We start from the raw sequence: 25992 nt of genomic DNA, 5'->3' as shown, positions 1-25992 counted from the left end.
ATGGCCGGGTAGCCCTGCCGTCAGCGCTTCTTGACGATTACCTTGCCGTTGTAGTCCACCGTGATCTTCGCCTTGGCGAAAGTCTGCGTGAACTTCGTCTTTCCGTGCTTCCTCACGCTCTTGGTGTTGCCGACGGGGTAGCCGGCCTTCTTGGCGTACTTGCGCCACGCACTGGCCATCGCGCCGTTGACGTAGCGGGTCTTGCCGGTGCTCTGCGCGACAAGCCAGCCCTTGGCGAACTTCTGCTTGCAGACGGTTATCTTCTTCGCCTTCTTGCCCTTGCCGGTCGTGGCGCCGGAGCAGGAGCGGTTCCCAGTCGGCAACCCGACCGCGCTACGAACCGAAGCCTTTGCCCACGCGGTTGCGAGTGATTGGAGGACGAGGCGCGCCTTGCCGTTCTTCTGGATCACGATGAATCCGCCCGCGAAGCGCTGACGAGTGTGGGTCGACTTGACGACCGCGTTCTTGATCGGAGCCCCGAGCGCGCCATTAACATGCTTCTTCGCCCGCCACGCAGTCGCGATCTTGGCCGGGACGATGCGCAGTGCTTTGCCCGGCTTAGCGGCCAGTTCGCCACCGGTGAACCGCTGACGGCAGCCCTTGGAGTTGCAGGCGGCCTTCGAATACGGCCAGCCCAGGGTCCCCGCCGTGCTACCGGTGGCCACCCACTTCGTCACGAAGGCGGTGTTTGCGAGAGCGAATCCGGTGGCAGATCGCGAGGCGAGGTAGCCACCGGCGAAACGCTGAACGCAGTATGTGCCCGTGGCATTGCACTTGGGAACGGTGCTGGGTCGCCCGTACTTACCCGCGTGGGAACTGTTAGCAATCCATACCTTCTGGATTGCTCCCCGCACCGGGCGCTGGGTCGATCCGAACCAGTCGTTAAAGATGCGGAAGAAGTTGCGGTTGCCGTAGGACGAGCAACTATCGCCAGTGGAGTACATGTGCTCGAGGGCGGCGGCATTGGGGACATAGGGGGTGTAGTAGTACAAACCCAGGGTGGCCTGGTTTTGCACGTTCACGGTCGCGCTTCCGCAGGATGCCTTGGGGTTGTAGCCAATGTTGTTCTTGCCGATCGAGCGCCAGGAGAAGAACGGGTCCTTGGCGTAGCGCTGGTATTGACGTGCACCGTAGTAAAGCTGATAGAAGATTCCCGAGTACTTCGGATCGCATGGCGCGGTGTCCGGGCACGCGAATCCGGTGGCGTGCAGGTACTTGTAATCGGTCGGCATGTTGAGCGTGGTCGATCCGGATGTGACCAGCGACTGTTCCTTCTCCAGCAGCACGAGCAGTGCTTTCTGGGAAACGCCGCACGCCTTGCCGACCTTGTAGATGATGCGCGCCGCAGACTCGTTCGAGGAACCTGCATACTTCTTGCAGTAGGCGTCGGCCGCGATGCTGGGGGTCGACTGCTTGTAGTCGCGCAGGCACGTGGGCCCCGAGGCAGACTTGTTGCACTTCGGCACTCGGGCCTTGAGAAACGCCTGAACCTGAGCGGCCGAGAGCGCTGCGCCGTCGAAGAACACGGCGTTCGAGACGATATTGCCGGGATCGAACTCCGAGGCCTTCGCCACCGGCTTGATGGCCGTTGCGTGGGCAACCGGAGCGACTGCAATCGGCGTCACGGCCAGCGATGCCGCCCCCGCAGTGGCAAGTACTGCGGTCAACGCGAACGAGGCGAGACGGAGGCCACGGCGGCGCGGCAGGTCGGAAGTGTTTTCTAGCGTTTCGTATGTCCTAAGCATCGCGTCGATTCTCGCACAGGACCCACCACCTTTCCAGGCAAAGCATCGCCCATAGCGCACTGTGGGAGTCTGCTGAATATGCGGTCGATGGGCACTGAACAACGTCGTACCGCGCGCTGGGCGGGCGGCGCTCAAGCGGGCTAACGTGGAGCCATGGCACTCTATTTGGACGTTCATCCCGTGAATCCGCAAGCGCGCACGATGCAGAAGGTCGCCGAGAGCCTTCGGGCGGGCGGCCTCGTGGCGTATCCCACGGATTCGGGCTACGCACTTGGGGCAGCGCTCGACAACCCCGCCGCGCTGGATCGCATTCGGGCCATCCGGAAACTTGATGACAGGCACCACTTCACGCTCGTATGCCGGAACTTCGCGCAACTGGGGCAGTTCGTCTATCTCGACAACGCGGAGTTCCGCGCCATCAAGTCGGCGACGCCCGGGCCCTACACCTTCATCCTGCGCGCAACGAGCGAGGTGCCGCGCAGGATGGCACACCCTAAAAAGAAGACTGTCGGCGTTCGTATCCCGGACACTGCGCTGGTCCAGGCGCTTCTCGAGGAGATGGGGGAGCCGATCCTGTCCTCGACCCTGATACTGCCGGGCCATACTGACGTCCTCACGGACGGCTGGACCGTCAAGGAGGAACTCGACCACGCCGTTGACATCGTGCTCGATTCTGGCGAATGCGGCACCGAACCGACGACCGTGGTCGACTGGACCTCGGGATCGCCCGAGGTCGTCCGAGTGGGGTCGGGAGACCCCGAACGCTTCAACTGACGCCGCTGCGGTGAACCCGGCGACGGCGAACCCGGCGACCGACTGACGTGCAAATATATGCGCCGGGGCTGGCATTCGGCGGGTGTTGCCGAATGCCAGCCCCGAGCCGCGAGCGACCGAGCGCAGTGCCTCTCAGCGCAGGGGGACCGCTGGCGCGTGCCAGATCCTGTCGAGGTAGTCGCGGATAGAACGGTCGGAGGAGAAGAAGCCGGAGCGCGCGACGTTCAGGACGGCCGCGCGCGACCACGCGTCCTGGTCCGCATACGCGGACTCAAGCGTGCTCTGCGCCTCGATGTAAGACTCGAAGTCGGCCAGCACCAGGAAGCGGTCATGCCAGAGCAGGTCCGACACCACTCGCTCGAACGCACTGCGATCTCCGTTCGAGAACGCGCCGGACGCTATCAAGTCGATGGCGCCGCGCAGGGCGGGGTTCGACTCGTAGTACTTGGCGCTCTGGTAGCCGGCGGACTGTAGTTGTTCGACCTCCGGTTCGGTGAGGCCGAACAGGAAGAAGTTGTCCTCGCCCACCAACTCGCGAATCTCGACGTTGGCGCCGTCGAGCGTGCCGATCGTCAGCGCGCCGTTCAAGGCGAACTTCATGTTGCCGGTTCCCGACGCCTCCTTGCCTGCCAGCGAGATCTGCTCAGACACATCGGCTGCCGGAATGAGCTTCTCGGCGAGCGTCACGTTGTAGTTCGCCGGGAAGGCGATACGCAGACGCCCGTCGAGTCGCGGATCAGAATTGATCGTCTTGCCCACCGCGTTGATGAGGGCGATGATCTCCTTGGCCATCAAGTAGCCGGGAGCGGCCTTGGCGCCGAACAGCACGACCCTCTTGGTCAGCGTCGTCGGGTCGAAGTCGCCCTTCAGCACTCGGTCATAGAGGCTGACCACGTGCAGGAGCTTGAGCATCTGCCGCTTGTACTCGTGTAGCCGCTTGACCATCACATCGAAAATGGCGTCGGGGGAGACCTCAATGCCATCGCGTTCCTGCAGGACCTTGGCGAAGCGCACCTTGTTTGCGTACTTCACGTCGCGGAATCGCGCCCGGAACTCGGCATCTTCCGCCAGCGGTTCGAGCTGCCTCAGTTCGCTTAGGTCCTTCACCCAGCCGGTGCCGATGGCCTCGTCGATCAGGGAGGAGAGCCCGGGGTTAGCGAGCTTTACGAACCGGCGCGGGGTGACACCGTTGGTGACGTTGGTGAACTTGCCCGGCCATAGGTTCGAGAAGTCCACGAGGACCTTGTCCTTGAGCAGTTCGGAGTGCAGAGCGGCGACGCCGTTGACCTTCGTCGAGCCGATCGTCGCGAGGTGGGCCATCCGGACGGCTCGCAGTGGCTGCTCCTGGATGATCGACATGCGGCGCACCAGTAGCTCGTCGTGCGGGCGCTGCTCACGCAATTCCGCGATGAAGTCGTCGTTGATGCGGAAGATGATCTCCATGTGGCGCGGCAATAGGCGTCCCAGCAATTCGACGGGCCAGACCTCCAGCGCTTCCGGAAGGAGAGTGTGGCACGTGTAGTTGAACACGCTGCGGGTGATGTCCCACGCCTCGTCCCACGCAACGGAATACTCGTCCACCAGCAACCGCATGAGTTCGGGGATCGCGATCACCGGGTGCGTGTCGTTGAGCTGGAACACGACACGCTCGGGCAGCGTGCGCAGGGCGTCGAGCGAAGTCCCCACCTGCTCGATCATGTCGCGCAGCGACGCGGCAACGAAGAAGTACTGCTGCTGGAGACGAAGCTCCTTGCCCTGCGGGGTGGAATCCTCCGGGTAAAGAACTTGGGAGATGTTCTCGGCGAACGTTTGCGCGCGCACGGCCGCCTCGTAGTCGCCGGAGTTGAAGATCTGCAGGTCGAATGACTGCGTGGCACGAGCGCTCCAGAGTCGCAGTGAGTTCACATTGGCCGTGCCGTAGCCGGGAACGAGGTAGTTATAGGGAACCGCCTCAACTTCCCACGAGGGCGTCCAGGTGGCCACGTCCTCACCCGTCGCGCTCGTCGCGTGGGCCACGGAACCGCCGAAGCGGACGGTGACGGAGGCCTCCGGGTGCGGGAGCTCCCATGGGGATCCCAGTTCGAGCCAGTTGTCGGGCTGCTCCGCCTGGCGGCCATCGACGAAGGTCTGGCGGAAGATGCCGTGCTGATAGCGGATCCCGTAGCCGATAGCTGGAATGTCCAGCGTCGCCAGGGAGTCCACGAAGCAGGCGGCCAATCGGCCAAGGCCACCGTTGCCCAGTCCTGGCTCGACCTCGACGCTCGCGAGCTTGTCGAAATCGAGACCCAGCGACGCCATCGCATCACGCGCCGTCTGCTCAAGGCCCGAGGCGAGCAGCATGTTGTTCAGTTGCGCACCTAGCAGGTACTCGGCGGACAGGTAGGCCACGACCTTGGCCTTCTGCGCGGCCTGCGTCTTCTTGGTCTCGAGCCAGCGGTCGATGAGGTTCTTGCGAACTGTCCAGGCCAGAGCGCTGTAAAGGTCATTCTGGCTGGCGGTCTCGAGATCGACTCCGCGGGAATGCCGCAGCCGAGCAATGAAGTCGGAACTGAAGGTCTCGACGGTCACGGGGGGGAGGTCCAGTGGTCTGTTCACGAGACTTAGGTTACCTGGACGGGATTGCGTGTCGATACGACGGCTTGTAACAAGTTGATGTCGTCCAGTCACCTCCGGAACATCCCCGTTCGGGTGTAGGCGGGCGCCGCGCTCGGCCTCAGGCTGTCAGTTCCGCCGCATGACAGCCGGCCGCGGCGGCGGCCGTGAAGGCGAGTTCGTCCTCCACGAGGCCTCGCCCCATCGTCGACAGTGGCACCGGCACGGATCGCAGGATTTCAACGAGATCGCCGTCGCTGCGGAGGTGTAGACGATGGCCGGCGCAACCGGCGAGTATCTCCGCCACGCGCTCGCTCACGCACTCCGCCCACCACGCTGGCCGCGGGCGCGGCTCGGGCGGTAGGACGAGGTCCGCAGCCGCGAGCGCGACCCTCCCATAGGCGGTGACTGAGTGATGCGACACACCGAGGTGCCGCCACCGCGAATCGGCCTGCGACATGCGCAGCACTCCTACGCCACGACCCCGCAGCGCCGCCACGGCGTTGAGCGCGTCTCCCGCGCTCACGCCAGAAAAACCCCACCGAGTATCGGTGCCAAGATTGCCCGGCCCCTGGGCCACGACCGCCACGTCTGCCTCGACAACGATGCGCGCGGCAAGTAGCGCCGTGTGCAGGGTCACGGACTCGTAGTCACCGCCGAATGCCTGCCCGCACGTGATCGACGCCTGCAACCAGCCGGCGAGCCGCAGCCCACTGATCGTCCGCGAGAACCAGGCGGGTAGCGCACCGCCGTCGGTCATGATGTAGACGACGCGGGGGGCTCGTCCATGAATGGCCGTGAAGCGCGCGCGGATGCCCGCGAGGATGGCGGGCACCGACGAATGGAGGTCGGCCACCACAACCGGTAGCCCCGCGACGGTGTCCGCGTCGCGCAGCGCGGCGTGATGCTCGGAGCCCTGTTCGTCCACGGACAGGACCATCGACTGCATCGGCGTATACCGCGCCTTGACCAAGTGACCGCTCGTAGGGGCAGGGGGAGCGTCTGACTCGAGGTTCGCCACGATGAACGCGAATCCGCCCGTGCCGAGCCCGCGATCGAGCGCAGAGCTGTTCATCAGGACGTGCGCGCCAGTCGCGACCGGTCCCGTGAGTTGCGGGTAGTTCAGTGCGCGGACAGATCCGCCGTCGTCGAGGTCGACGATGGCCACCTCGGCTCCCACCCATTGGTCGACGACTGATTGCACGATGCCACGCCGCCACTGAATCACGTGTTCAACGGTACTCCAGGGCTACCGTTGATCCGTGGCAGAAACCATCGACAAGACCGAGCGGATCCTCCAGCTCGCGATCGCGCTCCTCAATTCCCGCACGGGGATGACCAAGGCGCAGATCCTGGGATCGGTCAGCGGGTACGACTCCGAAGCGAATCCCGATACGGCGTCGAAGATGTTCGAGCGGGACAAGCGAGACCTGCGCGATCTGGGTTTCGAACTCGTCACCATCGGAACGGACGGCGCGGCCGATGAGGTCCGCTACCGAATCGAAGCCCCTGCCGCCGCCCAGTACGCGGCCTGGTTTACGCCGTCGCAGTTGAAGATCCTCACGCTCGCCGCGACCCTGTGGCACACCGCTGCCCCCGAGCGGGACATCATCACCGCGCGGATGCGCCTACGCGCCCTCGGTGCGGAGCCGGGCGCGACATCCGACCTGCTCGGCGATGCGCTGCTTCCCGAGTCGGTGAATCTCACGATGAACAACGAGACAGTGCACGAGGCCATGACGGAGGCCCTGGCAACGCGCCGCCTGCTCGGATTCACCTATCGCTCCGCTGGAACCGGCGCGACCACCAGGCGCAAGGTCGAACCCTGGCGCATCGTCGCCCGGCCAACCGGCTGGTACCTGGTGGCGCGCGATGTCAAGGTGGGGGAGCCGCGCGTATTCCACCTTGATCGCGTTATCGGCAGGCCTTCCATCGATGGCCGGGAGGGAGCCTACGAGATCCCGCCCGCCGCGCAGATTGATGAGGCCGCCAGCCTGCTTTCACTCGCGCCTCGCTACGAGGCGAGGCTACGGATCGATCGCGGAAAGGGGCAGTCCCTGCGGGCGCGTGCCAACTCGATCGCGGCGTCGGACGGCGCAGAACGCGACGAAGTGACCATCCCATATCGGCAAGACCTGGCATTCGCGCGGGAGATCGCTGGGTACGGCCCCGCGGTACTCGTCATCGAACCCGATTCGCTGCGCGAGAAGGTCATTGAGATTCTGGTTGCGGCAAGCAAACTCGGCAAGGGAGTGGCGGCGCATGGTGAATAAGACGACGGAACGGCTGGTCCGCCTGCTCAGCCTCGTGGCCTACCTCGAATACCACGACAGGGTTCCCGTCGCCGAACTGGCGGAACGGTTCAACACCACCCCCACCAAGATCAGGGAGGACGTGAACCTGCTCTGGATCGCTGGCCTTCCCGGTGGGATGCCCGGGGATCTCATCGATTTCGACGCCTTCGACTTCGAGGATGACCTCATCACGCTCAGCAACTCGCAGGGCGTACACCGATCCTTCGGCCTTTCGGACCGGGAGGCGATCGCCCTCAGCGCGGCGCTTCAGGCCATGCGCGCCACGGTGAGTCAGTTGGGCATCGACGAGTCCGTCCGGGACCTTATCGACGACACGCTGGAGGCGCTCACCGCGACCGAACCCGCTGCGTACGGGAGCATCGACATCGCCTGGACCGAAACCGTCGCGCCAGGCGTGTACGCGGTCGTCGAGCAAGGACTCATCAACCGCCGGCGTCTTTCCATCGACTACTCGACGGCCACCGACGAGCGCGATGATCGTGTCGTGGAGCCGATTCGCCTAACGCAGCATCAGGGGCACGGATATCTCGACGCATGGTGCACGAGGGCGAATGAGGTGAGAAGATTCCGCCTCGACCGCATCCACTCGGCTACGCTGCTCGCCGAGCCTAGCAGCCAGGAGATCGCCGCATCCGATCTGCCCGATGGGCGCTTCGATGCCGCCGACGGCGCGGCCGCGAGCGTTCGAGTCACTTTTGGTCCCGCCGCGCGCGCCGTCGCCGAGACGGTGCCGTACTCCGGACTCGAGGAACTCGAAGGCGGCTCGTTCGCGATCGAGTTGAACGTCGTCAACGACCCATGGTTCCGGCAACTGCTACTGAGTTACGCCGACCAGGTGCGGGACGTCTCGCCGGGCCACTGGGGCGACGAGGCGAGGGAATCCGCTGCTCGAGCTCTCGCTCAGTACGGCTCCTAGCGGCGCTCCTGCCCGTCCAGTGCTCTAGCCTGGTGGAGTGTGGTTCTGGATCTGGCTTGCTCTCGTCGTCGCCGCCCTCGCGTTCATGGTCGGGGTGCTGTGGTGGCTGTGGCAGCGCGGTCGTCACCTCGCCGAGGTCATGGGGGAGGCCTCGTCCGTGCTCGGGGAGGCGTTCGATCAGGATTTTGCGGACGAGTTCACCACCGCCCGGCCGGTGACCGCGCTCGGCGACGTGCAGGCCGCTCGCGAGTATCGCGAGGAGCGCCGCGCGGCCAAGTTCGCGCGCCGGCGCGCGAAGTTCGACCGCCACCGCGAACGCTGGCGCTCCTGGCTGCGCTTTAACGAATAGGACAGGCACGTCCACTAGACTTGAGGCCGGATCACACAATGCAGGGCGTCAACCCACCTATTAGGAGTATGCAATGCCAGGCTTGAGGGAACCGAGTCATTGGCTCGTGCTCATCATCGTCCTCGTGCTGGTCTTCGGCGCCGCGCGGCTGCCGATGATCGCGAAGAATATCGGTCAGTCGATGAAGATCTTCCGCAAGGAGATGAAGGACGCCACCGCGCCCGACCCGAACAACGGCGACGCGCCAGACGACACCAACGCGAAGTAGCGGTGGCTGCTCGCAAGAACTCGGAGCGGATGCCGCTCGGTGCGCACCTCGCCGAGTTGCGCCGCCGGTTGCTGCTGGCGGTGCTGGGCGTCCTGATCGGTGCCGTGGTGGGCTGGTTTCTCTACACGCCCGTCTTCAAGGCGCTGCAGGAGCCGCTGCTGACGGCCGCCGCGCGCGATGGCACGATCATCAACATCAACTTCACGGGCATGACCTCGGCCTTCGATGTCCGGCTGAAGGTGTCCGCCTTCATCGGTCTGATCGTCACCTCGCCGTGGTGGCTCTATCAGGTGTGGGCCTTCGTGACGCCCGGCCTGAAGAAGACCGAGCGGCGATACGCGCTCGGCTTCGTGTTCACGGCGGTGCCGATGTTTCTGATCGGCGCCGGGCTCGGGTGGCTGCTGCTCCCGCGGGCGGTGCTCGTGCTGACGGAGTTCGTGCCACACGGCGCGACCAACCTCACGGACGCCCAGATGTATCTGTCCTTCGTGATGCGGCTCATGCTCGCTTTCGGAATCGCCTTCGTCCTGCCGGTCCTGATGGTCGTGCTGAACATGGCGAGCGTAGTGCGCGCCAGGACATGGGCGAAGGGCTGGCGCTGGGCGATCGTCATAGCATTCACGTTCGCCGCCGTCATGACCCCGACGCCGGATGCCTGGACCATGGTGCTCGTTGCCCTGCCGATCTGCCTGCTCTACGTCATCGCTCTGGGCCTGTGCATCCTGCACGATCGCCGCTACGACCGCCGCCAGGAGAGCCTGATAGCGGCGGCACTCGGGTAGCCCGGAGCAAGTGCTCGACCAACGGGCCTCATGGAAGGTGGGCAAGATGGAAGATCTGTCACCCGCAGAGCGGTATCAGCGGGATCGCATCAGGCGCGCCTTCAATAAGTCGGCTGCCGGCCAGTTCGCCGCCACCCTGGCCTATGCGCTGGATGACTTCCAGCGCGCAGGGTGTGCCAGCGTCGAACGCGGCGCTTCCGTCCTCGTGGCGGCCCCCACGGGTGCGGGAAAGACCGTGGTGGGTGAGTTCGCTATCTTCCTCGCCCTGCGCCAGGGTAAGCGCGCCTTCTACACCACCCCCATCAAGGCACTGAGCAACCAGAAGTACCGCGACCTCGTGGACCAGCACGGCGAGGCGAGCGTGGGACTGCTCACGGGCGACACCACGATCAACGGCGATGCCCCGATCGTGGTGATGACCACCGAGGTCCTGCGCAACATGCTGTACGCGGGTTCGAGTGCTCTGGACACCCTCGGCTTCGTCGTGATGGACGAGGTGCACTACCTGGCCGATCGATTCCGCGGTCCGGTATGGGAGGAGGTCATTCTTCACCTTTCGCAGACTGTCCAGCTGGTGTGCCTCTCGGCAACCGTCTCGAACGTCGAGGAGTTCGGAGCGTGGCTCACCGAGGTCCGCGGCGAGACCGACCTGGTGGTTTCGGATCACCGCCCCGTGCCCTTGTGGCAGCACGTGGTGACCGCCCGACGCGGCGACGATGTCGAACGCGGGGGAGGAGTCCGGCAGCGCGTACGGCTGATCGATCTGTATGCCTATGGCAATGGCTCCGAGGCGGATGCGGACGAGGACTCACCGCCGACCGCGTTTACCCGGGGGGCCGCGCCTCACTCGCTGACGAACGGACGCGAACTGCCGATCAATCCGGAGCTTCGAGCGACGATTCGCGTTCCGCACGCGCCCGCGCGCGGCGGCCGCGGAGGGCCGCCACCGAGCGCCCGGCGGCGCCAGTCGGTGCCGCGATTCGCGACAGTCGACCTGCTCGATTCCGAGGATCTGCTGCCCGCTATCTACTTCATCTTCTCGCGCAACGGCTGCCAGATCGCCGTCGAGCAGTGCCTCGCAGCAGGGCTCGCGTTGACGAGCGACGCCGAGGCCGCGCAGATTCGACGGATTGTGGACGAGCGCACCGCCGGCGTCCCGCCAGCGGACCTGGCCATCCTCGACTACGGCACGTGGTCGCTTGCACTCGAACGTGGAATCGCCGCGCACCATGCTGGACTTCTGCCGCTGTTCAAGGAGATCGTGGAACAGCTCTTCGTCCTCGGACTCGTCAAGGTGGTCTTCGCCACCGAGACGCTCGCGCTCGGCATCAACATGCCCGCGAGAACCGTTGTCCTGGAGAAGTTGGACAAGTGGGATGGCTCGGCGCATGTTGACATCAGCCCGGGGGAGTATACGCAGCTCACCGGGCGCGCAGGCCGGCGCGGCATCGACGTCGAGGGCCATGCCGTCATCGTCGACCATCCAGGTCTGGACCCCGAGGCGTTGGCCGGGCTCGCCTCAACGCGCACCTATCCCCTTCGGTCGAGTTTCCGTCCCACCTACAACATGGCCGCGAACCTGGTCTCCACCGTTGGCGTGCAGCGCACTCGGGACGTCCTCGAGATGTCCTTCGCCCAGTTTCAGGCGGATCGCTCGGTCGTGGGTCTGGCACGCCAGGCGGCGGAGCAGCAGCAAGCGATGGCGGGATACGAACGAGCCATGACCTGCGATCGCGGTGATGCGCGCGAATACTTCGCCCTGCGCGATCGCATCTCCCTCCTCGAGAAGGAAAGCAAACGCGAACGAGGCGCAACGAAACGGACGGCGATTTCGCGGCAGATCGAGCAGTTGCGGCGCGGGGATGTCATCGAGGTTTTCGCGCGGCGGCGCAGTAGCTTTGCGGTGGTCCTCGAGCGCCCGGAACCCGGTTTCGAGGGTTCGCGGGTCGCGGTCTTCGCCGATGGACGCATCAAGCAGTTCTCGGTGACCGATGCGCCGGAAGGGCTCGCGATCGTTGGCCGGGCTCGCATTCCCAAGGGATTCAATGCGCGCAACACCGCCGCCAAGCAGGAACTCGCCAAGGTCGTGAAGTCCGTGACCAGGGGAGCGAAGGAACGTCCCACCGACTCCGGTGGACGGAACCCGGGTGGGGCGGCCGCGCCGAAGGAGGCGCAGATCCGGGAGTTGCGCCAGGCGCTTCGCGCCCATCCCTGCCACAGTTGCCCGGATCTCGCCGATCACGAGCGGTGGGCGAACCGCTGGCGTGACCTGAACGCACAGCACGAGCGCCTGCTGCGCAGGATCGAGGGCCGCACGGGTACGATCGCGATCCGATTCGACAAAATATGCGCAGTACTGCAGAAGCTGGGGTACCTCGTCCCTGAGGGCGAGGGCCTGGCGCTGACGGAAGCGGGGGCTACACTGCGACGACTCTACAGTGAGAAGGACTTGCTGATCGCCCAGTGCCTGCGAGCCGGGATCTGGGACGAGTTGACCGCGCCCGGACTCGCCTCGGTCGTGGCCGCGACAATCTACGAGGGGCGGCGGGAGACCGCGGGAGCGCAGGCAATACCGGGCGGGCCGCAGGGCAAGGTCGCGGATTCGCTGGACGGTACGTTCCGGGTGTGGTCAAAGCTGGCGGACGTGGAATCCGCGGCTGGTCTTGAACCGACGCTCCGGCCCGATTTCGGGATCGTGGGGCCCGTCCATCGCTGGGCGGCGGGTCGCAACCTCGATGCGGCTCTGCGCGATACGGAGTTGGCCGCGGGCGACTTCGTTCGGTGGTGCAAGCAGGTGATCGACGTGCTAGATCAGATAGCGGGTGTGGCGCCCACATCGCGGCTACGCGCAACCGCGCGGACGGCACTGGACGCGCTACGCAGGGGAGTGGTCGCCTACTAGGCAACTGTCGCGCGGCTTCTCAGGACAGGCATGGCTGATCCAACGGCGAGCGAGCGGCGCCGCCGTTCGCGGGACGGGCGGTCCGCGACGGTGCGACGGGCGATAGGATGTCAGCACACGTCAGCTATTCGAAGGGGACAGGCACGATGACCAGGGCCGATCGGCGAACACTCGTCATCATGCCGACCTACAACGAGGCCACGACAATTCCGGTGGCCCTGGAACGAGTGCTCGCCGAGGCACCCGATCTGAACGTGCTCGTGGTCGACGACAATAGCCCCGACGGAACCGGAGCGATCGTCGATCGGATCGCCGCCGACGACGACCGGATCGCCGCACTGCACCGAAGCGGAAAACTCGGACTCGGAACCGCCTACGTGGCGGGCTTTCGCTGGGCATTGGAGCGAGGGTACGACGTCATCGTGGAAATGGATGCCGACGGCTCGCACCGCCCGGAGGATCTGCCGAAGATACTTCGCGTCCTCGACGCCTATCCAGACGCCGCAGTGGTCTTGGGTTCGCGATGGATCAGCGGGGGAAAGACGGAGAACTGGGCGAAGTCGAGGCAACTCATCTCGCGGTTCGGGAACGCCTACGTGCATCTGGCGCTCGGCCTGCCAGTGGGTGATGCGACCGGAGGATTCCGGGCGTACCGCGCCGAGAAACTCGCCGAACTGGAACTAGACGATATCGCGTCGCAGGGTTACTGCTTCCAGGTAGATGTCCTGTGGCGATTGCATCAGCGCGGCGAGTTGATCGTCGAAGCCCCGATCACATTCGTTGAGCGCCGAGCCGGCACGTCAAAGATGAGCGGCGCGATCGCGCGCGAGGCGCTGGTCAACATCACCGTGTGGGGGACACGCCATCGGGCGCGCCAACTCAAGCGGGTTGTGACAGGCAAGAACTAGCGAGCCGTCAGCCGCGGCGGAGTTTGCCGGCGCGCAGAAGTTCGAGGCGCTCGTCCAGCAGCTCCTTGAGCTCCTCCTCGGAGCGACGCTCAAGCAGCATGTCCCAGTGGGTACGGACTGGCTTGACCGGCTTCTCGTCCGATTCGGCGGCGATATCCGGTCCGCGCAACTTGGCCTCGGCGCCGCAGCGGCACTCCCAGGCTCCGGGCAACTCGGCCTCGACGGAGAACGGAAGGACTATCGTGTGACCGTTCGGGCAGTCATAGGTGGCTTCCTGGCGCGGGGCAAAGTCAACACCCTCGTCGGACTCCATCGACTTCGAACCGATGGACATGCCCCTGAGTGAACGATCAGCCATATGTTGCCTCCGTAAGAAATGAATACCGATTGGCTCAACAACATCCGCGACGGAATTGTTCCCGGCGGACGACCCAGCACAACATTCTAGTCGGGATAATTCCGCCGAGCGTCAACGCTGTCTTTCGGAGCAACGTGACGGTTGGTGGCGTTCCGTACAACATCAGGCGCTGACGGCCCGACTGTAACCGCAATCGTGAAACGCCGATAATGTACGTTATGTCAAATGGCAACGGACCGTGACCGTTTCGTGACCATGCCTAACGGTCGCGTCCATTCGTGGATGCGTCGCGCTACGCGCACGTGTCCTTGGGCCCTACGCCCCCAGTCCGCGGGAACGATTCCGCAGGATGCCGTGCAACGAACGTCGATCACGCAGTGATCGATGGCGGAATCAACCCGCCTGGCGCCGCTTGCGGCGGGCGGAAAGCTCGTCCACCTCGTCGGTGTCGTCATCAAGGCGCTCGGTGGGAAGCTCGGCAAGCGTGCCCTCGATCTCCCGCCATACCTTGCCCACGGCGATTCCGAACACTCCCTGGCCACCTTGGACGAGGTCGATGACCTCATCAGCCGAGGTGCACTCGTAGACCGACGCCCCATCCGACATGAGCGTGATCTGGGCGAGATCGTCCACTCCCCGCTCGCGTAGATGCTCCACCGCGGCCCGAATCTGCTGCAACGACACGCCTGTATCCAGGAGTCGCTTCACGACCTTGAGCACCAGGATGTCGCGGAAACTGTAGAGGCGGTGCGTTCCGGAGCCGGTTGCGGAACGCACGGTAGGCTCCACGAGCCCCGTGCGAGCCCAGTAGTCGAGCTGGCGATACGTGATTCCCGCTGCACGGCACGCGATGGGACCGCGGTATCCCTCGGCGTTGTCGAGGTTTGCCAAGTCCTCATCGAACAGCAACCCCTGAGTGCGCACCTCGCGCATGGCGCCGGGCTTTTGTCCGTTCGGCGGGTTCTGGCTCACGGGGTCCTCCGATATCGCTGGTCTTAGCACCATCATGCCACCGCTGGGGTGGCTTCGGGCGCCATCGTCGAGTGTCGCGTCGGAATCCCTTGGCGATGTCCCAAACTTACGGTCCCAGCGACCGCGATACAACGACCACAACCGGCGTGTCGCCTCGGCGTGTCCTAACCCTCTACTTCAAGGTTAGGTTTCGCGGCCGCGACTCAGCCCAGTTCCACTATCCCCTGGCGCAGCATCGCCGTGTACGCCTTGGCGCACATCTCCCCCAGGTCGACCGCCATGCTCGAACGCTTGGCCTGCGCCGCAGGGGAATGCGTGCGGCCCACCGCCCGCACCAGTTGGTCGATGACGTCGATCTGCCGGTTGGCGGCCGCGCGAATCGCTCGAAGCTGACGGGCATCGAGACCCTGCTGCTGCAATGCGGCGCACGCCGTGATCACCGGCTCGTCCCAGGCGTTGATGCGGCCGTCGGCGTCCACCGTGATCACGGCGTTGTCCACGAGTTCCTGCAGGGCACCCACGCTGATGCCGCTGCGCTGAGCGACCGCATCGAGGTGCATAGATCGCGAGGATGCCTCCGAAACCCCGTCACGCGTGACTAGATGGGGAATCAGCGGCTGATCGTGAGCCGCCGCACCGGCGTCCAACTCGGCCAACTTGTCCTTGATCACCTTGAGCGGAAGATAGCGGTCGCGCTGCTCCACGAGAACGAAACGGATGCGCTCGATGTCGGCAGGGCTGTATTGCCGATACCCCGAGGCCGTGCGGACCGGCTCGACGAGGCCCTGCTCCTCGAGGAAGCGCAACTTAGAGTGGCTAACCGCGGGAAACTCGGCCTTCAGGGCAGCGAGAACGTCCGAAATCCTCATCGAGGCGCGCCGGGATATGCCCCGTGGCCACGCTTCGGCTTGCGGCGCGGTCGACTCGTTGATCCGCCCAGGTTCCCCAGGGCTCGCCAGGGGCGCCCGTTGGTGAACTGGCCCCATCAGGAATGGCCCGCGCCATCGGCGATGCTGGCGTAGTAGGTAAGCCGGAACTTGCCGATCTGGACCTCATCGCCAGTGCGGAGGTTCGTTCGCTCGATGCGCTCGAGGTTCACGTACGTGCCGTTCAGGGAGCCCACATCGCGGACCTCGTAGCCGCCAGCGACTTTGCTGAACAGAGCATGCTTGCGCGAAACGGTGGCATCGTCCAGGAGAATATCCGCCTTCTCGCTGCGCCCCACGGACACCTCGTCCGTGTCGAGCAGGAATCGTGATCCAGCCGCCGGTCCCTGGTGGGAAATGAGAATGCCAGCGCCATCGGGAAGCGCCGCCACAAGAGCCGATTCCTGCGGCGACAAGCCGATACGCGGCCGCGATGTGTCGGCCGTTTCCGGATAGCCCAACGACAGTGTGGTATCGACGTTTGACGGCGGCTGCTCACCGGAATCCAACGGCGTCATAGTCTCCCCTGTGTGTGTCTCGCAGAGATTGCGTCCTGACTTACAACCTTACCGCGAACGACCTGGGCGCGGAGAGGTGCACTATTGGTCCGGGGCCTCCACAGCGAAATCAGGAGTGGCCAGCGTCGCCGTAGCCAGGATCTCGATTTCGTCGAACGATTCGATCGAGACCTCGGCACCATCGCCACGTAGCGAGGCGAGCGCCCCCCCCGGAATTTCCAGCGCAGGCTGGAGCGTCGCCGGGTCGCCTATCGCACGCCACACGAGCGGCTGATCCAACACCTCGTTGTCTACCAGCAGTTGACGGTCACGCTGAGTGAACGACGTCGACACGACAACGCGGTGATCGTTGATGGAGATCGCCTCGGCGCCCGCATTGCGCAGTTCCTGGAGCATGTTCACCAGCGTTCCGGCATCCACCGGGCCCCTCGAGCGGACGATTACACCCGGTCCTTTCACCGCAGTGGCGCCTGTCAGCACGTCCTGCAGGAGCTGCGCCTCGCGTGCCGCCTCGCGTGCCGCTTGATCCGCGCTCGAACTCTCCTGCAGGCGACTTACCTGACTCTCCAGTTCGCGGCGCTCCGCGTCGAGAGCCTCGCCGCGCTGAGAAACTTCATCAAGAAGCCGCACCAGATCGGCCTGGCGAAGGTTGTCGAGGCCGTCGGTCTGAGTCTGATTTACCTGCACTGCGACAGCGAAGCCGACGACGGCGCACAGCAGAGCGGCGAGTAGTTGCGCTCGCGTTCCGCGCGGTGACATCGCCCGCCAGAAGCTGACTCCCTTGGCGCGCCGCGTCGGGAGATCCACGTCCGTAGCGACCTCGTCGGTCGCGGGCGCCTTGGAGTGACGCGCGCGGCGTGACGTATCGGGATGGGAGTACCTGTCCGGCATGGTTCAGGCCTTGAACAGGTGCCGTCGGATCGCCGCGGCGTTGGAGAAGATGCGGATGCCGAGGACGACCACGACGCCGGTGGACAACTGCGTCCCCACGCCGAGCTGGTCCCCTAGGAACACGATGAACGCCGCAATGGTGACATTGGACAGGAATGACACGAGGAAGACGCGGTCATTGAACATGCCGTCGAGAACGGCTCGCAAGCCGCCGAACAGTGCGTCCAGCGCCGCGACGACGGCAATCGGCAGGTAAGGCTGCAAGGCCGCCGGCACGCTCGGCTGGAGAACCAATCCGAGTACCACCCCGACAACGAGGCCGAGTACTGGGATCATGGCGTCCTCCCCAATGAGTAATCGTGCCGTATGGCACTTGGTGTCCTTCTCACTTTGACACAGCCTTGCTGTATCGCAACGTCGGCACACCCACGGCCGGCAGATCGAGGGTGGATTCGCCGCTCGCCTTGAACGTTATGCCGTACGTGGCGTTGAGGCGGCTGAGGTGGTCGGCGGTGCTCGACCGTGCGAGTTCCACCTGAAGCGCGTTCGACTGACCGATGGCCGAGATCTCATAGGGCGGCGTGAGTCCTACGAAGTCGACGAGCACCGCTCCCCCGGCGCCGCGTATCGCCGAGGTCGGACCCAGGCGTACCCCGTTTATGGCTATGGCCTCGGCTCCCGCGCTCCACAGCGTGTTGACCACCAACTGGATGTCCAGATCCTGCACTCGAGCGGCGTCGAGTTGGGCGGCTTCTGGGCCATCGTTGAGGGCGACCGAAACGCCCGGCCCCGACACGGGCGTCGACGCCATGGCAAGAAGGCTCGCCGCCGAGGCCTCAGTCGACGGGGAACGCGGGCCGTAGAGCACGTCGTTGCTCAGCCGGGCGATTTCGCTGTGAAGTTCCTCGTTGCGCTGGGCAAGGCCCTCCACCTCGTCGCGCTTGGCGGTGATCTGCTCGGCGAGCAACGCCCTCGCCTGCACACTCGCCGTGCGAGGGATACGAAGGTAAACGACTGCCGCGGCGATGCTGATACCGGCCAGCACGGCGATCAGCGTCCACGTGACGACGCCGAGCGGTGAGGTGCGCCTATGCGATCTGCGCTTCTTCGCCTCCACATAGCCCGGATCGAGTGGGTGGTCCATGACCTCGAGTAGCAGATTCATCGAGGCAGACCGGGACCGCGACTCCCCCGGTGCGATCTCGTCCATGTCCGGCATTCAGGTCGCCGCCCCGCTCGGCGTAGCCGGTGCGCGCAGGATTCTCAGACCGTGGCGGACGTAAGACAGGCCGGCCACCCAGTAGACGATCACACCCCAGTACATGAACGCCCATCCCGCGATCCAAGCGGCGGTCCCGATCGCGCCGTTCACGTTGGCGAGCAGAAGGATCGGGAAGGCGACCATCAGCAGGAACGTCCCGGCCTTACCGGCAAGAGTGACCGCGAAGGGTCCCCGACCGATCCGCCTAAGACCCATGAGCACCGCAGCGAGCATGACCTCGCGCACGAGTACCGTGATCACGAGCCACCATGGCACCAGATCGCGGTAGCCCATCGCCAGTAGCGCGACGAAAATGAGCAGGCGATCGGCGATTGGGTCGAGCGTCTGCCCGAGTTTCGAAACCTGGTCGAGTTTGCGTGCCAGGGCTCCGTCAGCCCAGTCAGAGAACCCCGCGATGGCGAGAATCACCACGGCGGCGATGTGCTCGCCCTGCGCGACAAGGACGCCGAACACGACGACGAGCACGAGGCGTGCCGCGCTGATCGCGTTCGGCAGGGTGACGATTCGATCGCTCGCGGCGGCGAAGCGTTCGGCGTCCTCGGGTGCACTCATGATTCAAGATTGTGTCACGAGCGAGGCAAGAACACGGTGCGACGTGGGCACAATCACACGAATCCCTCTCCAATGGCTGGGCAATTACGCGTATGATGTCCTGGACTACACTGCGCCGCCGGTCCGTTTGCCGGCGTTCGCCGCGACGACTCGGTCGCCATTTCTCACTTTGCTCTCCCATCGAAAGCGGTCCTTTTTCGTGACTTCCGCCGTGCCCAACTCCGACACCGAACCGGCGTTCGCTGACCTCGACCTCCCCAGCGCGCTACTCGACGCGGTGACGACCCTCGGCTTCACCACCCCGACGCAGATTCAGGCAGCGGCGATTCCGGCCCTGCTCGCCGGCCGAGACATCACGGGCATCGCTCAGACGGGCACCGGAAAGACCGCCGCCTTCGGCCTTCCCCTGATCAGCGGGATCGACGCTGACGGACGCTACCTCCAGGCCGTCGTTCTCACGCCAACGCGCGAGCTCGCCATTCAGGTCGGCGATGCGCTTCAGAGCTTCGCCCAGCACGTGGCCGACGTCTCGGTGGCCACCGTCTACGGCGGCGCCCCGTACGGCCCGCAGATCAGGGCGCTAGAGAACGGTGCGCAGATTCTCGTGGGGACGCCTGGGCGAGTCATCGATCACCTCGAGCGCGGTACCGCTGACTTCAGCCACGTGGGAATGCTCGTCCTGGACGAGGCGGACGAGATGCTGCGGATGGGCTTCGCCGAGGACGTCGACACGATCTTCGCGAAGGCGCCGCGCGAGCGCCAGGTCGCCCTGTTCTCCGCCACCATGCCTCCTGGGATTCGACGGGTCGCGCGCGAGCACTTGAAAGACCCAGTCGAAATAGCCGTGGCCCGGCAGTCGACCACCGTCAGCGCGGTGACGCAGCAGTTCGCCATGGTTCCCTTGCGGCACAAGATCGGCGCACTGTCACGCGTCCTCATCACGTCCGAGGCCGACGCCGCTATCGTATTCTGTCGCACCCGCGCGGCTGCCGAAGAGGTCGGCATCGAGCTCGCGTCGCGCGGACTGATCGCCGCAACCATCAGCGGCGACGTCGCGCAGCGTGACCGCGAGAAGATCGTCGATCGCCTGCGCTCCGGTGCCATCGATGTGCTCGTCGCCACCGACGTGGCTGCGAGAGGCCTCGATGTGGAGCGCATCGGCCTGGTCGTCAACTACGACCTGCCTCGCGAGTCCGAGGCCTACGTGCACCGTATCGGCCGCACCGGTCGGGCGGGCCGCGCCGGCACGGCGCTGACCTTCATCTCCCCCCGTGAGCGCGGCAAGCTGCGAAACATCGAACGGGCGATCAGGACCGATCTCACCGAGATTCAGATCCCTTCTCCCCTGGACGTGTCTGCGCACCGCACGCGCAAGCTCCTGGAGCGGGTCGACAGCCGCCTCGAAGCGGGTCGACTCGGCCTCTACAAGGAACTTCTGGGCGAATACCTGGCCGGCCATGGCGACAAGCAGGTCGAGGACGTACTCTCCGCAGTGCTGGCCCTTGGGGTAGGAGACAGCGGGCCAAGCGCCCAGCGTGCACAGGAGCAGGCCGAGCACGAGGAACTCGTCGCCGCCGCCCGCCCTCCCAAGACGCGAGCCCGAGACGACTACGAGGGTTCTGCGCGTCGCGATCGGTTCCAGGGTGAGGCCGGCGGACGCGGCCCGCGCAGGCACTTCAACGACGATGCCGCGCCCGTGCACCGGTCGCGTCCTTCCACCACCCCGGGTGCTACCAAGTACCGTGTGTCGGTGGGCTTCGACACGGGCGCAGAACCGCGCGGAATCGTCGGTGCCCTCACGAACGAGGGGGGACTGCGCGGCTCGGATATCGGGAAGATCGCCATGTTCGGTTCGTTCGCTCTGGTCGAGATCGGACCGGCACTCGACGCCAACCAGATGAAGCGGCTTTCGCGTGCCAAGGTCGGCGGTCGACCCCTGCGGCTGCAGGTGGACGATGGCCCTCGCCCCCGCACTGACCGTCCACGATCGGAGCGGGGAGAGCGCGGCGGCTACGACCAGGGATCTCGTGAGCGGGGCAACTACGACCGGCGTGATCGCGGTGAGCGCGGTGGCGATCGGTTCCGCGGTGGGGACCAGGGCAAGGGGCGCAGCCCTTACGCGGGTGGAAAGCCGAATCGGGGCCGTTCCTACTGATCCGCGCTGACGGTAAGCCGGAGGGCTTCTCGTCGAATCTTGCCCGCCGACTTGATCCGGCGCGGCACGCGGGGGTGTTGACCGGTTGTCGGTCAACACCCCCGATCTCGTATATGTCCTGCCAGGGACCCAGCGGCTAGATGCGGCTCGCGATGATCTGGGTGACGAGCACTGCGCGGGCACCCAGGTCGTACAGGCGGTCCATGATCACGTTCGTCTCGTCGCGGGGCACCATGACCCGCACTGCCTTCCAGCCCGAGTCGTGCATGTCGGACACAGTGGGCGACTCGAAACCGGGGGTGATCTTCGCAGCCTCGTCGATGAGCGCCGAAGGCACGTCGTAGTCCATCAGCACGAATCTGCGCGCCGTGAGAACCCCCTGGAGGCGGCGCGTCACCACCGCGAGAGCGCCTTGGTCGGTGTCGGGCTGGCGAATGAGCACCGCCTCGGACGACAGCAAGGGCTCGCCGAACACCTCGAGCCCCGCAGCGCGCAGGGTGGAACCTGTTTCGACGACGTCCGCGATGACGTCGGCCACGCCGAGCCGGATCGCGGTCTCAACGGCTCCGTCGAGGCGAACGACCTCGGCGGGGGTGATCCCCTGGTCCCGCAGGAAGTTCAGTACCAGCAGGGGGTAGGAGGTCGCGATGCGCTTGCCGTCCAATTGCGCGATCGACTGGTATTCGGCCACAGGGGCCGCGAACCTGAACGTGGAGCGCGCAAAGCCCAGCGGCAGATGCTCGATCGCCTTCGCACCCGAATCGAGCAGCAGGTCCCGGCCGGTGAATCCGGCATCAACAGTTCCCGATCCCACGTAGACGGCGATGTCCCGCGGGCGCAGGAAGAAGAACTCCACGTCATTTGCCTCGTCCACCAGGACGAGTTCGCGGGAGTCACGGCGCTGACGGTATCCGGCCTCGCGCAGCATCTGGCTCGCTGGCTCGGAAAGGGAACCCTTATTGGGTACGGCGATACGGAGCACGAACGTTCCTTACAGGTAGCGGTACACGTCTTGGAGGGTGAGGCCGCGCGCGAGCAGCAGCACCTGGAGGTGATACAGGAGTTGGGAGACTTCCTCGGCCACCTGCTCATCGTCCTGGTACTCAGCGGCGATCCACACCTCGCCGGCCTCTTCGATGATCTTCTTGCCGATCGTATGGATTCCGGCGTCCAACTCCGCGACGGTGCCCGATCCTTCGGGTCGCTCAATGGCCCTAGCGGCTAGCTCTGCGAACAGGTCCTCGAAACTTTTCACCGTGTAAGCCTAGTCGCTACTTCGACACGGCCGGAAACCCGGCCAGCACTCGCGCTGTGGCAAGTGCCGCTTCGACGGCTTCGGCACCCTTGTCCTCATCACTGCCCGGGAGACCCGCCCGGTCCAGCGCCTGCCGCTCGGTGTCGACCGTCAGCACGCCGAAACCCACCGGAACGCCGGTCCTCGACGACACTTCGGTGAGGCCTGCGGTCGCAGCCTGACAGACGTACTCGAAGTGAGGAGTTCCGCCCCGCACGACGACGCCCAGCGCCACGATGGCATCGGGCCGGCTCGCGGCGACTCGCGCCGCTGCGACGGGCAGTTCGAAGGCGCCCGGCACCCGCAGCACGGTCGCATCGGTCACCCCGGCGGACGTCAGCGCCCGGCGCGCACCCGCGAGGAGCGCATCCATGATCTCGGTGTGCCATTGCGCGGCGATGACGACCACCCGCATGCCCGATCCATCCACGGTCAGCTTCGGCGATCCTTGTCCACTCATGATTGTCCGTCCTCGGGGTGCGGGGTCAGCAGGTGCCCCATCTGGGCGCGCTTGGTTTCCAGGTACTTGGCGTTGAAGGCGTTGCGTCCGACTTCGATCGGCACGATCTGCGTCACGTCGATCCCGTGAGCGCGCAGGCCATCGGCCTTCGCAGGATTGTTGGTGAGCAACCGGATCCGGGTGAGCCCCAAGTCGAGCAGGATAGCGGCCGCTCCCCCGAACTCGCGGCGATCGGCAGGCAGACCCTGTTCGAGGTTCGCCTGCACCGTATCGCGCCCGCGATCCTGCAGCGCGTACGCTCGCACCTTGGCGAGGAGTCCGATGCCGCGGCCCTCGTGACCTCGCAGATACACGACCGCGCCGCCCTCAGCCGTGACACGGTCCATCGCCGAGTGCAACTGCGGACCGCAATCGCAGCGCAGTGACCCGAACGCGTCGCCCGTCAGGCATTCCGAGTGCAGTCGGACCAGCGGCACGTCGGCGACTTGGGCGGGTTCCTTGGGTACCAGGGCGACGTGCCCGGCGCCCGTGCGCAGGTCGCGGTACCCGTGCATCGTGAACATGCCATGCGATGTCGGCAGGTCGGCCACCGCGTCGCGATGGACTCGTTCGGTCTGGGGGTCGGAGTCGATGGCGCGGTCGATGGGATCGTGAGCCCGCCGCCAGGCGATCAGATCCGCGATGGTGATGAGGACGAGGCCTTCGGCTGCGGCGAATTCCTCCGCCTGCGTCAGGCGCATCATGGTGCCGTCGTCGCGCACGAGTTCGGCGATCCCCGCCACCTCCCCCACCCCGGCGAGGCGACACAGATCCACTGCGGCCTCGGTGTGACCGGGACGGTGCAGCACGCCGCCGGCGGCGGCCCGCAGCGGAAGCACGTGTCCCGGACGGATGAGGTCGGTCGATGTCGACCGCGCATCCGCGAGCACCTGGAGCGTGCGGTGGCGATCCGCGGCCGAGATCCCGGTGGTCACGCCCTGCGCCGCATCGACGGTGACGGTGTAGGCGGTGCGCCGCGGGTCCTGCGAATTCGGCACCATGAGCGGTAGCGCGAGCCGGTCCGCACGGTGCGCGGGCATGGGTGCGCACAGGTATCCGGAGGAATGCCGGATCGTCCAGGCGACCCATTCGGTGGACACGCGATCTGCCGAGAAGATGACGTCCGCCTCGTTCTCGCGATCGGGCGAGTCTGCAACGAGGACCGGCCTGCCCTCCCGCAGCGCCGCGATGGCCTCTTCGATCGTTCCCATCACTCGCGTACTCCCCTGTCGATTTCGGTGGGTTGATTCTCGAACTCCCGCAGCCTCGCCACGTGCCGAGCCAGGACGTCGGTTTCCACGTTCACCCGCTGACCGGGCTCGAGGCGCCCGAGAGTGGTGTGCGCGAGCGTCGTTGGGATCAGCGAGACGGAGAACTCGTCCTCCCCCACCGAGCTGACGGTCAGCGAGACGCCGTCGAGCGTGATCGAGCCCTTGTGCGCAATCAACGGGGCGAGGTCGGCCGGCAGCGCGAACGTCAGGACGTCCCAGCGTTCTCCCGGCGTGCGCGAGCGCAGGGCCGCCGTTCCGTCGACGTGCCCCTGCACGATGTGACCCCCCAGCCGCTTGCCTACCGCCATGGCGCGCTCCAGGTTGACTGGATCGCCCGGGGCCAGCGCGCCGAGCGCGGACTGCGCGATCGTCTCCGGCATCACATCGGCGCTGAAGGAATCGCCGTCGATGGTGGTGACGGTCAGGCACACGCCGCTGACGGCGATCGAGTCGCCGAGCCCCGCGTCGGAGACCGCCAGGGTGCCGCGTACGACGAAGCGGGCGTCGGTGCGGCCGTCACCCGGCCAGTCGATGGCGACTATCTCGCCTATTTCCTCGATGATTCCGGTGAACATCAACGGTCCTTCCCGTGAAAGGTCTCGGGCCTGGCCCGGGCCGTGAGCAGCACGTCCTCCCCGAGCATGCGTGGGGACAGGAACGCGAATTCGGCGGCGTCCGCCAGTGTCGCGACGCCGAAATCGGCGATTGCAGATAGCCCGCCCCCGAGGAGCTTCGGCGCGATGTACGCCGTGATCTCGTCCGCCAGCCCGGCGCGCAGGAAGGCGGCGCTCACCTGCGCCCCGCCCTCGACGAGCGCGTGCGTCACGCCGGCGTCCGCGAGCGTCCGCAGAGCGGCGCGGGGATCACGGCTGCGGATGTGGACGAGTTCTCCGCCCGGGCCGCGCAGGCGCGCCTGCGCGGGCACGTCCCTCAGACCCAGCACGACGCGCAATGGCTGATGCTCGGCAAGCCCGCCTTCGGCGGTGCGCGCCGTCAGAGTCGGGTCATCGGCTGCCACCGTACCGCTGCCGACGACGATCGCGCCCACCTCGGCACGGACCTCGTGGGCGTTAGCGCGTGCAGCCGCGCCGGTGATCCACTGGCTGGTACCGTCCGGGGCCGCGATGCGCGCATCCAGCGTGGTCGCAATCTTGAGCGTGACGTACGGGCGGCCGAGCGCCATCGAGGACAGCCACGCGTGAACGAGTTCTCGTGCGGAATCGAGGGCTATCTCATCGAACTCGCCGGGTTCGAACCGGCGCGGACCGCGCACGTCGACTGCGTGACCGGCGAGATATGCGTCGCTGCCGGCACGGTCCGCTGCAGGATCCTCAACTGCGTAGCGCACGCGGGCGATGCCCGCCGACGCCAGGGCGTGCGCGCACGGTCCGGTGCGTCCCGTCGAGTTGCAGGGCTGCAGGGTGACGATCGCGGTCGCGCCGGTGAGGTTCACGGCCGGGTCCGCGGTCCGGGCCGCAGCTATCGCGGCCACCTCGGCGTGCGGCGTGCCCGCTCCCCTGTGCCAGCCGACGCCGAGCACCGATCGGGGCGATGCCGGATCGCCGGGTGCGAGGATGACACAGCCCACGCGCGGATTCGCGCCGCCCCCGGGTCCGCGGCGAGCAACCGAGACGGCGAGGGCCAGAGCTTCGCGCTCCGTAAGCCGATTCGCCACGTCCGTCACGGCCGACCCCTTCCTGGACACGCCTGGGGTCGCCGCCTA

26 protein-coding genes are annotated in these 25992 nt (G+C 65.9%); 9 read left to right on the top strand and 17 right to left on the bottom strand.

What is annotated here, in order from left to right:
- Positions 1–20 precede the first annotated feature (20 nt).
- On the bottom strand, positions 21–1745 hold the full coding sequence (locus tag FB461_RS04435; protein WP_142119327.1) for an LGFP repeat-containing protein: 1725 nt from the start codon (positions 1743–1745) through the stop codon (positions 21–23).
- A 153-nt stretch (positions 1746–1898) separates the two neighbouring features.
- On the opposite strand from FB461_RS04435, the gene FB461_RS04430 reads away from it, so the two are divergent.
- Positions 1899–2519 (top strand): L-threonylcarbamoyladenylate synthase, encoded by a 621-nt coding sequence (locus FB461_RS04430; RefSeq protein ID WP_142119325.1) that lies wholly within the window; start codon positions 1899–1901, stop codon positions 2517–2519.
- Between the two features lie 132 nt (positions 2520–2651).
- On the opposite strand, the gene FB461_RS04425 is transcribed toward FB461_RS04430, so the two are convergent.
- Positions 2652–5114, bottom strand: coding sequence for a glycogen/starch/alpha-glucan phosphorylase (locus FB461_RS04425; protein WP_142119323.1), 2463 nt, complete (start codon positions 5112–5114; stop codon positions 2652–2654).
- A gap of 118 nt (positions 5115–5232) precedes the next feature.
- Complete coding sequence (locus FB461_RS04420) at positions 5233–6315, bottom strand: DUF3866 family protein (RefSeq protein ID WP_246046011.1); 1083 nt, start codon at positions 6313–6315, stop codon at positions 5233–5235.
- Positions 6316–6373: 58 nt separating this feature from the next.
- Here FB461_RS04420 and FB461_RS04415 point away from each other — a divergent pair, with 58 nt between their 5' ends.
- The 7 genes from FB461_RS04415 to FB461_RS04385 all read left to right on the top strand — a co-directional run bounded on the left by FB461_RS04415 (position 6374) and on the right by FB461_RS04385 (position 13551).
- Positions 6374–7384, top strand: coding sequence for a helix-turn-helix transcriptional regulator (locus FB461_RS04415; RefSeq protein ID WP_142119319.1), 1011 nt, complete (start codon positions 6374–6376; stop codon positions 7382–7384).
- Positions 7374–8342, top strand: coding sequence for a helix-turn-helix transcriptional regulator (locus FB461_RS04410; protein ID WP_142119317.1), 969 nt, complete (start codon positions 7374–7376; stop codon positions 8340–8342). Before FB461_RS04415 ends, FB461_RS04410 begins: the two co-directional genes overlap by 11 nt.
- Positions 8343–8379: 37 nt before the next feature.
- The gene (locus FB461_RS04405) at positions 8380–8691 is read left to right on the top strand and encodes a hypothetical protein (protein WP_142119315.1); all 312 of its coding nucleotides are present in this window, start codon (positions 8380–8382) and stop codon (positions 8689–8691) included.
- Positions 8692–8764: 73 nt separating this feature from the next.
- Positions 8765–8959: a twin-arginine translocase TatA/TatE family subunit gene (tatA, locus tag FB461_RS04400; protein WP_142119313.1), complete on the top strand. Its 195-nt coding sequence runs from the start codon at positions 8765–8767 to the stop codon at positions 8957–8959.
- A gap of 2 nt (positions 8960–8961) precedes the next feature.
- The gene (gene tatC / locus FB461_RS04395; protein WP_342776108.1) at positions 8962–9741 is read left to right on the top strand and encodes a twin-arginine translocase subunit TatC; all 780 of its coding nucleotides are present in this window, start codon (positions 8962–8964) and stop codon (positions 9739–9741) included.
- A gap of 46 nt (positions 9742–9787) precedes the next feature.
- On the top strand, positions 9788–12643 hold the full coding sequence (locus FB461_RS04390) for a DEAD/DEAH box helicase (RefSeq protein WP_142119311.1): 2856 nt from the start codon (positions 9788–9790) through the stop codon (positions 12641–12643).
- 146 nt (positions 12644–12789) lie between these two features.
- On the top strand, positions 12790–13551 hold the full coding sequence (locus FB461_RS04385; protein ID WP_142119309.1) for a polyprenol monophosphomannose synthase: 762 nt from the start codon (positions 12790–12792) through the stop codon (positions 13549–13551).
- 7 nt (positions 13552–13558) lie between these two features.
- On the opposite strand, the gene FB461_RS04380 is transcribed toward FB461_RS04385, so the two are convergent.
- The 8 genes from FB461_RS04380 to FB461_RS04345 all read right to left on the bottom strand — a co-directional run bounded on the left by FB461_RS04380 (position 13559) and on the right by FB461_RS04345 (position 19050).
- Positions 13559–13909 (bottom strand): RNA polymerase-binding protein RbpA, encoded by a 351-nt coding sequence (locus FB461_RS04380; RefSeq protein WP_142119307.1) that lies wholly within the window; start codon positions 13907–13909, stop codon positions 13559–13561.
- Between the two features lie 393 nt (positions 13910–14302).
- Positions 14303–14842, bottom strand: coding sequence for a MerR family transcriptional regulator (locus FB461_RS04375; protein WP_142120758.1), 540 nt, complete (start codon positions 14840–14842; stop codon positions 14303–14305).
- A 242-nt stretch (positions 14843–15084) separates the two neighbouring features.
- A complete protein-coding gene (gene ftsR / locus FB461_RS04370) occupies positions 15085–15750 on the bottom strand; it encodes a transcriptional regulator FtsR (protein ID WP_246046009.1) in 666 nt (221 codons plus the stop codon).
- A 116-nt stretch (positions 15751–15866) separates the two neighbouring features.
- The gene (locus tag FB461_RS04365; RefSeq protein ID WP_142119303.1) at positions 15867–16325 is read right to left on the bottom strand and encodes an FHA domain-containing protein; all 459 of its coding nucleotides are present in this window, start codon (positions 16323–16325) and stop codon (positions 15867–15869) included.
- 81 nt (positions 16326–16406) lie between these two features.
- Positions 16407–17216 (bottom strand): DUF881 domain-containing protein, encoded by an 810-nt coding sequence (locus FB461_RS04360; protein ID WP_142119301.1) that lies wholly within the window; start codon positions 17214–17216, stop codon positions 16407–16409.
- Positions 17217–17219: 3 nt separating this feature from the next.
- The gene (locus tag FB461_RS04355) at positions 17220–17552 is read right to left on the bottom strand and encodes a small basic family protein (RefSeq protein ID WP_142119299.1); all 333 of its coding nucleotides are present in this window, start codon (positions 17550–17552) and stop codon (positions 17220–17222) included.
- A gap of 49 nt (positions 17553–17601) precedes the next feature.
- A complete protein-coding gene (locus tag FB461_RS04350; RefSeq protein ID WP_170222612.1) occupies positions 17602–18426 on the bottom strand; it encodes a DUF881 domain-containing protein in 825 nt (274 codons plus the stop codon).
- Positions 18427–18435: 9 nt separating this feature from the next.
- Positions 18436–19050, bottom strand: a complete 615-nt coding sequence (locus FB461_RS04345) for a CDP-alcohol phosphatidyltransferase family protein (protein ID WP_142119295.1) — start codon at positions 19048–19050, stop codon at positions 18436–18438.
- A 199-nt stretch (positions 19051–19249) separates the two neighbouring features.
- Here FB461_RS04345 and FB461_RS04340 point away from each other — a divergent pair, with 199 nt between their 5' ends.
- On the top strand, positions 19250–21205 hold the full coding sequence (locus FB461_RS04340; protein ID WP_246046008.1) for a DEAD/DEAH box helicase: 1956 nt from the start codon (positions 19250–19252) through the stop codon (positions 21203–21205).
- Between the two features lie 136 nt (positions 21206–21341).
- Here FB461_RS04340 and hisG read toward each other — a convergent pair whose 3' ends face one another.
- From hisG to ribD, 6 genes are read right to left on the bottom strand one after another with little or no spacing between them, the layout of a single operon-like run.
- Positions 21342–22187: an ATP phosphoribosyltransferase gene (gene hisG / locus FB461_RS04335; RefSeq protein ID WP_142119291.1), complete on the bottom strand. Its 846-nt coding sequence runs from the start codon at positions 22185–22187 to the stop codon at positions 21342–21344.
- Between the two features lie 9 nt (positions 22188–22196).
- Positions 22197–22460 (bottom strand): phosphoribosyl-ATP diphosphatase, encoded by a 264-nt coding sequence (locus FB461_RS04330; RefSeq protein ID WP_142119288.1) that lies wholly within the window; start codon positions 22458–22460, stop codon positions 22197–22199.
- A gap of 16 nt (positions 22461–22476) precedes the next feature.
- Entirely contained in the window at positions 22477–22959 is a 483-nt protein-coding gene (ribH, locus tag FB461_RS04325; protein ID WP_142119286.1) for a 6,7-dimethyl-8-ribityllumazine synthase, read from the bottom strand.
- Positions 22956–24209: a 3,4-dihydroxy-2-butanone-4-phosphate synthase gene (gene ribB / locus FB461_RS04320; protein ID WP_142119284.1), complete on the bottom strand. Its 1254-nt coding sequence runs from the start codon at positions 24207–24209 to the stop codon at positions 22956–22958. The genes ribH and ribB overlap by 4 nt, the downstream gene beginning before the upstream one ends.
- The gene (locus tag FB461_RS04315) at positions 24209–24844 is read right to left on the bottom strand and encodes a riboflavin synthase (RefSeq protein WP_142119282.1); all 636 of its coding nucleotides are present in this window, start codon (positions 24842–24844) and stop codon (positions 24209–24211) included. The genes ribB and FB461_RS04315 overlap by 1 nt, the downstream gene beginning before the upstream one ends.
- Complete coding sequence (ribD, locus tag FB461_RS04310; RefSeq protein WP_246046007.1) at positions 24844–25974, bottom strand: bifunctional diaminohydroxyphosphoribosylaminopyrimidine deaminase/5-amino-6-(5-phosphoribosylamino)uracil reductase RibD; 1131 nt, start codon at positions 25972–25974, stop codon at positions 24844–24846. Before ribD ends, FB461_RS04315 begins: the two co-directional genes overlap by 1 nt.
- Between the last annotated feature and the right edge of the window lie 18 nt (positions 25975–25992).

It is taken from the genome of Rarobacter faecitabidus (assembly GCF_006716265.1).
Taxonomy (GTDB): domain Bacteria; phylum Actinomycetota; class Actinomycetes; order Actinomycetales; family Cellulomonadaceae; genus Rarobacter; species Rarobacter faecitabidus.
The sequence above is the reverse complement of the archived record's forward strand: the minus strand, read 5'-3'. Positions and strand labels throughout refer to the sequence as shown.